At 63.4% G+C, this 10,307-nt stretch carries 12 protein-coding genes; 3 read left to right on the top strand and 9 right to left on the bottom strand.

Annotation, left to right across the window (positions count from 1 at the left end; genetic code table 11):
• Positions 1–406 (bottom strand): DnaJ domain-containing protein (locus tag EN781_RS15055; protein WP_148669367.1); only part of this gene is annotated, 406 nt, incomplete at its 3' end.
• Positions 407–506: 100 nt separating this feature from the next.
• Positions 507–971, bottom strand: a complete 465-nt coding sequence (locus EN781_RS15050) for an RT0821/Lpp0805 family surface protein (RefSeq protein WP_126055945.1) — start codon at positions 969–971, stop codon at positions 507–509.
• A gap of 40 nt (positions 972–1,011) precedes the next feature.
• Between EN781_RS15050 and pdxH the strand changes: the two genes are divergently transcribed.
• On the top strand, positions 1,012–1,629 hold the full coding sequence (gene pdxH, locus EN781_RS15045; protein ID WP_126055946.1) for a pyridoxamine 5'-phosphate oxidase: 618 nt from the start codon (positions 1,012–1,014) through the stop codon (positions 1,627–1,629).
• 22 nt (positions 1,630–1,651) lie between these two features.
• Here pdxH and EN781_RS15040 read toward each other — a convergent pair whose 3' ends face one another.
• The 6 genes from EN781_RS15040 to EN781_RS15015 form a co-directional block, all read right to left on the bottom strand.
• Complete coding sequence (locus tag EN781_RS15040; protein WP_126055947.1) at positions 1,652–2,221, bottom strand: hypothetical protein; 570 nt, start codon at positions 2,219–2,221, stop codon at positions 1,652–1,654.
• A gap of 10 nt (positions 2,222–2,231) precedes the next feature.
• A complete protein-coding gene (locus tag EN781_RS15035) occupies positions 2,232–2,810 on the bottom strand; it encodes a hypothetical protein (RefSeq protein WP_126055948.1) in 579 nt (192 codons plus the stop codon).
• Entirely contained in the window at positions 2,807–3,400 is a 594-nt protein-coding gene (locus EN781_RS15030) for a hypothetical protein (protein WP_126055949.1), read from the bottom strand. The genes EN781_RS15035 and EN781_RS15030 overlap by 4 nt, the downstream gene beginning before the upstream one ends.
• Entirely contained in the window at positions 3,393–4,718 is a 1,326-nt protein-coding gene (locus EN781_RS15025) for a hypothetical protein (protein ID WP_126055950.1), read from the bottom strand. The genes EN781_RS15030 and EN781_RS15025 overlap by 8 nt, the downstream gene beginning before the upstream one ends.
• A gap of 237 nt (positions 4,719–4,955) precedes the next feature.
• Positions 4,956–5,708, bottom strand: coding sequence for a crotonase/enoyl-CoA hydratase family protein (locus EN781_RS15020; protein WP_126055951.1), 753 nt, complete (start codon positions 5,706–5,708; stop codon positions 4,956–4,958).
• Positions 5,709–5,737: 29 nt separating this feature from the next.
• Positions 5,738–7,507: an acyl-CoA dehydrogenase family protein gene (locus EN781_RS15015; RefSeq protein WP_126055952.1), complete on the bottom strand. Its 1,770-nt coding sequence runs from the start codon at positions 7,505–7,507 to the stop codon at positions 5,738–5,740.
• Positions 7,508–7,702: 195 nt separating this feature from the next.
• Here EN781_RS15015 and EN781_RS35825 point away from each other — a divergent pair, with 195 nt between their 5' ends.
• The gene (locus tag EN781_RS35825) at positions 7,703–7,831 is read left to right on the top strand and encodes a hypothetical protein (RefSeq protein WP_281033082.1); all 129 of its coding nucleotides are present in this window, start codon (positions 7,703–7,705) and stop codon (positions 7,829–7,831) included.
• A 128-nt stretch (positions 7,832–7,959) separates the two neighbouring features.
• Positions 7,960–9,069: a glycoside hydrolase family 25 protein gene (locus EN781_RS15010; protein ID WP_126059184.1), complete on the top strand. Its 1,110-nt coding sequence runs from the start codon at positions 7,960–7,962 to the stop codon at positions 9,067–9,069.
• A 34-nt stretch (positions 9,070–9,103) separates the two neighbouring features.
• On the opposite strand, the gene EN781_RS15005 is transcribed toward EN781_RS15010, so the two are convergent.
• Entirely contained in the window at positions 9,104–9,946 is an 843-nt protein-coding gene (locus EN781_RS15005; RefSeq protein WP_126059185.1) for an AraC family transcriptional regulator, read from the bottom strand.
• Positions 9,947–10,307: the final 361 nt, after the last annotated feature.

Here is a 10,307-nt window from a genome sequence, read left to right as displayed (position 1 = left end):
CACGGGCGCCGGAGAAGGCATCGCCGAAGATCTGGCTGAAGATGTCGCTGTTGCCATCGAACGGATCGCCGCCCGGCCTGCCTGAGCGGAATTCGAAATGCGCGCCGCCCGGGCCCTGCTGGCGGCGGAATCCGGCGAACGGATCGCCACCTCCGGCGGCACCCTCGAAACCCTGGAATTTCGGCTTGCCGTCGGCGTCGATCTCGCCGCGATCATAGGCGGCGCGAGTCTTCTCGTCACCGACGATCTCGTAGGCCTGGTTGGCGGCGGCAAAACGGTCCTTCGCCTTGGGATCATTCGGATTCTGGTCCGGATGATGCTTCTTGGCGAGCTTGCGGTATGCCGATCTTATGTCCTTGGCCGATGCGTTCCTGGCAACGCCCAGCACCTCATAGGGGTCGCGCATGCTTCCTGCCTGCAAGAGAAAATGAGTCCACGGTTGCTCCCTATATGCGCTTGCATAGGAAGAAATTCCAGTGGCGCAAGGCAAGATCGGCAGGCGAAAATCAGAGCGCCTTGAAGTCCTGCATGTGCCATCCGCCAGCGCCCGCCATGCAGAGCTCGCCCTTGAACAGCGAGACCCCGTCGAAGCTTTCGCGCGAAGCGGTGAAGCTGCGGCAAGTCTGGTCGTTGTCCTTCAACTCGACCAGCTCGGTGATGGAGCCGCGCGAGCCGGTGCCGGCATTCGCCCACGGCACCGCCTGGCCGCCGAGTTCCTCGATATCGGCGGAAGAGACGGCATTGCCGATGGTGGTTTGATCCGAGTCCTTGTCGCTGTTCGCCGGCACGGCGGGCGAGGCAGGTGCGCTCGACGTGACGATCGAACGGTCGACTTCCGCCTTCTGAAGGCTGAAGCCGCCCGCGCCGCAAGCGGCAAGCGGAAGGACCATGGCCGCGACCATGAGCTTGCCGCTGGCCGAAGCGAAACCGCTCCTTTGCCTGCTGTCAAAAGCTTGCATGATGCGCGACAACAGGCAAAGTCCTCCGCCAACGGTAAGAATTTGGAAAACTATGAGCGAAACTGAGTTAACAAGCGGTGACTTTACCGAGGCCGCCGAGCCATTCCGCCTCTTTGCCACATGGCTGGAGGACGCGACCAAAAGCGAGCCCAACGACCCCAACGGCGTGGCGCTGGCGACCGTCGATGCCGACGGCATGCCTGATGTGCGGATGGTGCTGCTCAAGGGGTTCGACGAAAGCGGGTTTGTCTTCTACACGAATTTCGAGAGCGCCAAGGGCCGCGAGATTCTTGGCAGCATGAAGGCGGCGATGTGCTTCCATTGGAAATCGCTGCGCCGTCAGGTGCGCGTGCGCGGGCCGGTGGAGATCGTCAGCGATGCCGAGGCCGATGCCTACTACGCGACGCGGCCGCGCGGCAGCCGCATCGGCGCTTGGGCCTCGAAACAGTCGCGGCCTCTGGAAAGCCGCTTCGCGCTGGAGAAGGCGGTGGCCGAATACACCGCGCGCTATCCAATCGGCGAGATCCCGCGGCCAAAACACTGGTCCGGCTTCCGCATCGTGCCGCAGACGATCGAGTTCTGGCACGACCGGCCGTTCCGCCTTCACGACCGCCTGGTCTTCACGCGCAACGCGGAAGGTGGCTGGGACAAGACGCGCCTCTATCCGTGACAGTGACGGACGGGTGGCCGGATCAATCCTTTTCCAACTGGAACAGCAGGAAATGCGGCCGCTCGCTGGCGACGCCGACGGCCGGCCGTATCGTCCTTGTCGCCTGTTTCGGCACCAGGAAGGTCTCGCGCAGGTTGAGGGTGTCGCCGCTCTTGGCGCCGGAGAAGATCGCCGACGTGCAGGTCTGCACGTGGTCCTGCGTTTTCAGCGATACCGCCGATGTCGGCGACCAACGCCGACCGTCCTTGTCCATCAGCACTATCCTGCAGCCGATCCAGAGTTTTTGCAGATCGGGATCGCCCACTTTCACCGAGAAGTCGGCCAGCACAGGGACCGAATCCGGCGGCAGGTTCGCCATGCCAAAGGCGCCGCGCAAATCGGTTAGCTTCCAGTCGCTGCCGCCGAAATGGGCGCTCTCTCCCCAGACAACGCTTCGGGCGAAGAGATCGTTGTTGCCAAGCAGCGTCCTAACACTGTCGTAAGCCTCAATTGCCAAGGCCAAGGGGATAAGCAGCAGCAGCGACCACAGGCTGCGGCGGCGCCATTTCCGCTCGCTCGTCCCGCTCTCCCGATCCAGAATTTCTGCCGCCATTCGATATCCCTCAGATCGGCTGCGTCATGTCCAGTGTGTCTACCGTGCCGGGCGGCAAGCCGTCGGGTCCAATCGCGACGGGCCCGAGCGATATCTCGGCCCGCGAGTCGAGTGCGGACATCAGCTTTTCCGAAACCAGCAGAGTGGCATCGCTGACTTCGTCAGGCCGCAGCTCGAAGATCAGCCTCGCCTTCCTCGGCAGGCCGGGGTCGATGGCCACGGGAAGGAGTCCATCGGCGAAGGACAGCCGCTCGGTCTGGTCATAGGTCAGGCCTGTCGACCCGCGCCAGGACGCGACCGCTACCGTCGTCGATTGCGCCGGCGCCGCAAACTCCACCGTGACCACGGCCCAGATGCCGCCTGTGGTCAAAACCTTGCTGTCACCGAACTTGTCAACTTTCAGTTTTCGGGCGAATTCGACCTTTTCGGCCCGGACCTCGAAGCTTCGCCCGACGGCCATGTCGCCGAGCGAGCCGCGGGCGGGGATCGGCCCGACAAGGTCGCCATAGTGCGGCTTCGACACCTGCAGGCCGTAGCAGAGCGACACTGCGACGAGCAGCAGGACGATGTTCGCCAGTTTGCGCATCATGGCCGGATATCCGCGGCACTAGGCCCGCTGCCAACCGGCAGCTTCAGCGTGCCGACCGGTGCCGGATTGAACCAGCCGGGCAGGCCGTAGAGATTGTCGCGCTGCTTGTAGGTCTTGCGGATGACCGTCAGGTCGAGGCTTGCCGGCGGTGCCGCTCCGTCCGGCAATTGCCAGACATAGGCCATGCGCTCCGGCATGCCGGGGTGCAGTTCCGGTGACAGCGTGGAATCACGCGTCAGCACGATGAACGGTCTCGTCGTCGGATCGACGGTTGCCTGGGCGGCCTGCAGCAGGTCGAAATAATCCTTTGTCGACTTGGCGGTGTGGTTGGTCATTTCGAGCTCGAGGACCAGCGCCTTGGCGCCAGGCTTCAGCGGTACGCCGTAGGGGTTCTCGCCTTCGGTCGAATAGGCCTTGAGCGACCTGAGCAGCCACTGGCCCGTCTCGATTCCGCTGGCGGGCACCAGAACCGGCAGCGGCTCTTGCCTTGCGCCGAAGGCGCCCATGACGCCGGCTACCCCAATCGCCGCCACTGTGCCGATGCCGGCCACCAACCATGCCTTCAGGCGGGAGCGGGCGTCTTCAAACATTCTGGGCCTCGGCCTCTCCACCGGCCGGGGAGCCGGCCGGCTGCATGCTGTCAATTGTCTGGCGCTTGGGCAGCGCGAATGCCGTTTCCAGGATCGCGGCGAGGAAACAGATTCTTATCGGCTCGACGAGAATGCCGGTCGAAGAATCCTGGAACGGGCTGCCGAAGAGCAGCGAAACGCCCTCCGACAGCACCTGCCAGGTGTCTAGCTCATGCGGGCCGATGACGCGTGTCATTCCGAGCCACGCCCAGGCGGCCAGCCAGTCGATCAGGCGATATCCGACGATCAGCGTGACAATGAGCACCACGCCCGAGCTCAGCGTGATGCGCACGCCATTGGCGATCGGCAGATAGCGCGAGCGATAGCCGGAGATAAAGTGCTCGACGAAATCGCGCAGGAATTTCGGAATGGCGCGGTAGCGCTCGCCGAAATGTTCGACGCGCCTGTGCACACGCATCAGTTCCTTGTCGTCGCGCACGTCGTAGCCGTAGATCAATGCCGCGAGCACCAGCCAGATCACTGGCAGGAGCATATAGAAGAACAGGTTGACCAGCCTGGTGGTCGTGTCGATGGAGGTGACCTCGACCGGAACCATGGGATCGGCAAAGGCGCTTGCGACCGGATTGGCCATACTCTCCGCGGCGGCCTGCAGGACGGACAGGATGTTGCGGCTCATGATCCAGCCGACGATCTCGTCCTTCCAGCGCGAAATCACATACAGACCAATGAAGATCCAGTTGGTCTCGCAGATGACCACGACAATCTGCCAGAAGGAGCGAGATCCGCCGCGCGTCTGCATGCTGGCGGCCAAGCGCCGGATCAGCCACGAGATCGCGACCGAAAAAATCAGCCAGCGCGAATCGAGCACATCGAGGACGTTGCCGGCCCCTTCGCCGAAGGGCGCCATGTCGAGCGTGACGCGGGAATACTGCCGAACCGTGTCGCCGAGAAACCCCCAGGCAGCGTAGTAGGCGAAGAAGGGCAGCAGCGCGACGGTGACCATGCGTGCCAGTCGCGCGCCACCTGTACCAGGCTGCGCTTCGCTTTCGCCACGCGCCGCCTGCTGTGCCACACGCGTTGCCGTCAAGGCGGGCAGCAGCGTCTGGAACATGGCGACGGTGACAATGAGCTGCGTCAGCGCAACCAGTGTCAGCAAGGCAAGCCCCGCCATATGATTGACAAGGGCAGTGCGCGCGGCGATCTGCATGAACAGGTCGCCGAACACGGTACCCAGAAGCACCAGGGCGACCAATTGCGGCCAGAAGCGCCACCAGAGCTTTAAGGTCAGCGCCAGCGGCTTTGCAGCATCGGCAAGCATGTCGAGGCGTTCAATCAGTCAGTGAACGCCCTCGCACTGTTTTGATTGGTCGTGCATCGATGGCAACGTCTCGGCTCATGTCCTGTCCGCCTCGTAGGACACCCCTGCCGCCTGCTCGTGAGATAGGGCGCGAGTAGTTGCATGTACAGGTCAAAATCACGCCATGCGTGAGTTTTTCAGACAATGCACAACTTGCGGGCGCCCCTGGCTTGTCGGAGCGCTGCGGCGATCTTTCGGTCAGCCCTTCTTCCTGGTCATGAATGCGGTGAGCGCGGCGCGGGCCTCGTCGGATTTCAGACGTTCGCGGAAATGCTCGCTCTCGACCCTGATGCGGGCGACGAGATCGTCGCGCGAGCCGCGCATCAGGTCGCGCGCGATCTTGAGCGCCTGCGGCGGCTTGGCGGCGATCTCGTTGGCAGCGGCCAGAACCGCGGCTTCCAGCGCGCCTTCCTCGACTACGTCGTAAATCAAGCCGGCGGCCTTTGCCCGCTCGGCGGAGAAGCCTTCGCCCAGGCCGAGCAGGGCGAAGGCGCCTTGCTGTCCGAGTATCCGCGGCGCGAGCAGGCTCGAGCCGGCCTCGGGCACCAGACCGAGATCGACGAATGGCGTGCGAAAGACGGTGCGCAATGTGGCGAATGTCAGGTCGCAATGAAGGTTGAGCGTAGTGCCGATGCCGACCGCGATGCCGTCGACGCCCGACACCATCGGCTTCTGCGTCTTGGCCAGCGCCATCAGGAAATCCCAGACTTCCGTGCCGCCCTCGCCGCCGGTGGCGATGACCATGAAGTCGGCAAGGTCGTTGCCGGAGGAAAAGGCGCCGGGTACGCCGAGGAAGACGTGCACGCGAACGGCAGGATCGGCATCGCCCTCGGCAAGGGCTGTCGACATCTTCGCGTACATGGCGCGCGTCAGCGCGTTCTTCTTGTCCGGGCGGTTCATGCGGATGATCTGCACGGCGCCCTGGCGCTCGATGAGGATATGGTCGGTCACGGTCCAGTTCCTTCGAATGTCCGGATGTTTCAGGCTGAGATCAACGCCTTGCCGGCCGCGGCAAGGCTTTCAGCGCCATCGATGATGCGCTCCTTCAGGGCGCGGGTCTCGCCAAGCAGGTTTTCGGCAAAGAAGCGGCAAAGCGGAACTCGGCCATGGTCTGCGAGTCCGCCCTGCGCCAGATATGCGCCGCCGGCGGTAAGTGAGATCAGCCGAAGATAGGGCGTGGCACCGGCCATCGCGGCATCGGCCTTGCCGTCTGCCATCAGCTTCTGCAGGAAGCGCGTCGCCTCGTCGAGATCGGCGAGCGCCCGGTCGAGATTGTCGGCGGTGTGGCCAAAACCCGCGACATTGGAAGTGCGCACGCCATCGGCGACCGCTTTCAATTCACCGATGTAGCGATGCACGTGTTCGCCGCCGCCGAGCGGCAGCTTGCGCGCCACCAGATCGATCGCCTGGATGCCGTTGGTGCCTTCATAAATCGGCGCGATGCGGGCGTCGCGATAAAGGGCGGCCGCGCCCGTCTCCTCAATGAAGCCCATGCCGCCATGCACCTGGACGCCGAGCGAGGCGACCTCGACGCCGACATCGGTGGAAAATGCCTTGGCAAGCGGCGTCAGCAGATTGGCGCGGTCGCGCCAGTTGGCGGCCGCCTCGCCTTCGCCGACCCGAGCGCGGTCAATGGCATGGGCACAGGAATAGCTGATAGCCCGGGCGATCTGGGTCAACGCCCGCATTGTGAGGAGATTGCGCTGCACGTCCGGGTGATGGACGATCGGCGCCATGCCCGACCCCTCATAGTCCGAGGCCTTGCCCTGCCGACGCTCGTTGGCGTAGGTAATCGCCTTCTGCGTCGCGGTCTCGGCCACCGCCACGCCTTGCATGCCGACGGCAAGGCGGGCGTTGTTCATCATCGTGAACATGCAGGCCAGCCCCTTGTTCTCCTCGCCGACCAGCCAGCCGATCGCGCCGGGGGTCGCGTTCTGGAAACCGTCGCCATAGATCATGGTGCAGGTCGGCGAGGCATGGATGCCGAGCTTGTGTTCCAGGCCGGAGCAGAAGACATCGTTGCGGGCGGCGAGGGAGCCGTCGTCAGCGACCAGGAATTTCGGCACCAGGAACAGCGAGATGCCGCGCGTGCCGGCGGGAGCGTCGGGCAGCCGTGCCAGTACCAGGTGGACGATGTTGTCGGTGAAATCGTGCTCGCCATAGGTGATGAAAATCTTCTGGCCGAAGATGCGATAGGTGCCATCGCCGGCCGGCTCGGCGCGGGCGCGCAGAGCAGCGAGATCGGAACCGGCCTGCGGCTCTGTCAGGTTCATCGTGCCCATCCACTCGCCGGAGACGAGCTTCGCCAGATATTTTTGCCTCAGCGCCTCGGAGGCGTGCTTGTCCAGCGCCTCGACCGCGCCCATGGTCAGCGTCGGGCCGATGCCGAAGGCCATGGCGGCGGAATTCCACATTTCGAGCGCGGCAACGCCGAGCATGGTAGGCAGGCCCTGGCCGCCGAATTCCTCCGGACCGGACAGCGCATTCCAGCCGCCTTCGATCCAGCGCCGGTAAAGCTCCTTCCAGCCGGGCGGGGTGGTGACGGCCGCGTCCTTGAGCACCGCGCCATGCTCGTCACCGATCTTATAGAGCGGCGCCACCTCCTCGCTGGCGAAGCGGCCGGCCTCGGCCAGGATGGCGTCGACCAAATCCTCGCCGAGATCGCCGAAAGTGCCGGAATCCAATGCCGGCTTCAGCCCGGCCACATGCTTCAGCGTGAAGGCGATATCCTCGACCGGTGCCTTATACATGCCGATTGCTCCTCCGCTGCCCCGGCCGCTCGATCGTAGGGCCTGGGCGTATGCAAAACCATCCGCCTTTGGGCGGCCTCCAGTCTTCTTTTTACGTAAACGTCAAACTTTGTCACGCGGATTTTGCAATCGCGGCGGCGCGCATTAAATTCTCAGTCCACCCGGCATTCGACCGGCGACAAACCGGAGCCCTCCATGCTCGCCAGACCCGACGCCTCGCCGCGGTGCTCGCTGGCGCATCACCGCAAACGCGCGGCCGAAGGCACGCTGCCGCAGGAGCCGGCGCCCGATCCGTTCGAGGTGCCGTCGCTGTTTCCGCGTTGAGCGTCTCATCCGCTTTGAAAGCACTTCCTTAACCATAGCGGTTCAGGATCGATCCCTGGTCAGTGGGGACACCCTGATTGAAAACGCCGGCGCGCCCTCTTCGCCGCCTGGCACTTCTCGCGGCTGCGATGGTGCTGGGCACGGCAGCAAAGGCCTCGGATTTCTCCGAGCCGTGGAAGAACGCTGAGCGCGCGCTGGTCATCGACGCCTACGAATACAATTCCATCGACTGGGCCAAGCTTGCCACCGACAAGCGCATCGTCGGCTTCATCAACAAGGCGTCCGACGGGCTGCCGCCGGCCTATTTCTGCTCGGGCGACGACACCGAATTCCGGCTCTGCAAGGCGCTGTGGAAGCGCTATGCGGTGACACGCGAACTGTTCCAGACGCGCAAGGTGGTGGCCAAGGCACTCGGCCTGAAATGGGGCGCCTATCATCTTGCCCGGCCCGGCAACCCGGTCGAGCAGGCAAACAATTTCGTCGATTTCGCCGAGCCCGCGTCGGACGATCTGATAGCCCTCGACCTCGAAGGCAATGATCCCACGCGATGGATGTCATTGGAGGATGCGGAAGAATTCGTGCGCCAGGTGCATCGGCGGCTGGGCCGCTTCCCGGTGCTCTACACCAACGGCAGGACCGCGCAATACATTGCCGACAACCGCTATCAATACCGGCTCTTGTCGCGGCTGCCGCTCTGGTATGCGCGCTACAAGCCGGACATCGATGTGCATTTTCCGATGGGCAACTGGCAGGGCTACGCACTGTGGCAGTTTTCGGCGCACACCAATTGCGGCCGCTTCAAATGCCCCTATCGCGTGCCAGGCACGCCGAACGACATCGACGTCTCGGTTGCGCCGATGAATGCCGACAGGTTGCGCCAGCAATGGGCCTTTGGCGGCCTGATCGACGTGCCGTCCGACTATCTCGCCTCGATCCCGGTACCGGTCTCGCGCGAAGCCGGGCTCGCCGGCAAATTCACCATAACCTATGCCGACGTGGCGACGCCGCCCACCGTCGAGGAGATGGTTTCGGTGCTCGGCCAGCGCTGGCGGAAGTTCCGCGACGGCTTCCGTATGCCTGTGGTGAAGACGGTGCCGCGGCGTCCACGCTTCGGCATCGTCGAATATGTCGCGTGGAAGCGGACCGAGCAGCGCTCAGCGACGCAGATCGAGGCTGCCTTCGCGGCGGCTGATCCGGTTAGTACCGCCTCGACCGCGATCGACCGTAACCGGCGCTGACCAGCCGGATCCAGCATCAGCGGCGGCAATTGCCTCAACGATGATTTCCCAGGCTGGCATACATGCCGGTGGTGCGAAACTGCGTCGGGGTAATGCCATAAGAGCGACGAAAAACCTTGGAAAAGTAGTTCGCGTCCTCGAAACCGCACATGACGGCGACTTCCTTGACCGGCAGGAAATCGGCTTTGGTCAGCAACTTCGCCGCGCGCTGCAGGCGCTGCTGCAAGACAAATTCAGCAGGTGGGATGCCTTCGCTCTCGGCGAAGCAGCGCGAGAAGTGCGCGCGGCTGAGGCCACTGATCCGAACGAGATCGGCCACCTGCAGTGGCTTGTCGAGATTGGCGTTGATGTGGTCGATCACCGGCTGCATGGCGCTCTGTTTTTCGGCGAAGGCGTGCGATCCGAAAACATCGTCGTAGAGCGCCATGGCGGCTTCGTAGGCGACGGCGGAAGCGGCGCCCGGGGAAGCTGCCCCCTTGATGAGGCGCAGGCTGCAATCGGCAAGATGATCAATCGTCATCGGCTGCAATCGAAATACGGGGCCTGAGACACTCAGAATCGATTTGTGGATGCGCAGCGCCTCCTCGCCATTCATCGAGATCCAGAAATATTCCCAGCGGTCGCCCGTAGCCAGCCAGTAGCGATGGTTGTGCGGCACCAGCACCAGCAGCGTGTCGTTCTTCTGGAGGCGGTAGTTGCGGTTCTCGTAGCGCAACTGGCCGGCCCCGCTGATGGTGTGCTGGAGCACGGTGAACGGGGTCTGGCCGCGCTTTCGACCGTCCCAGTCGTAGGTTTCGTCCTCGCGAACTTCGTAACCCGTGCTTGTCGGCATGGCATGCAGGCGCTGGCGGCCGCGCGGCAGCGAGATCGTCCGCATCGATGGTCCGTTGGCGATCAGATCCTGCAGCACAAAATTACCCTCGAAAGCATAATCCTTCTCTGTTCGCGCCTGCGAATAAGCGCATAATCCAGCTCCAGAGAACGGGAACGACCCGCGGTCGAGGAGCGGGCGGGAGGAGAAAAGGCCGGATTTCCGGCCTGAGTGGTATGCACGCGATGACGTGCGGCCATATCCTCCCTTGCTGCTCCTTGCCTAGCATTCGATTGGATCGAGGTGAAGGTGATGAGCTTCAAAATCGCTATTATTGGCGCCGGCAGCGTCGGATTCACCAAGAAGCTGTTCACCGACATTCTGTGCGTGCCAGAATTCAAGGATATCGAATTCGCGCTGACTGACG

The organism is Mesorhizobium sp. M4A.F.Ca.ET.090.04.2.1 (assembly GCF_003999085.1).
Lineage (GTDB): Bacteria > Pseudomonadota > Alphaproteobacteria > Rhizobiales > Rhizobiaceae > Mesorhizobium.
Note: the sequence above shows the minus strand (reverse complement) of the source record. Positions and strands in the feature narration are given on the sequence as shown.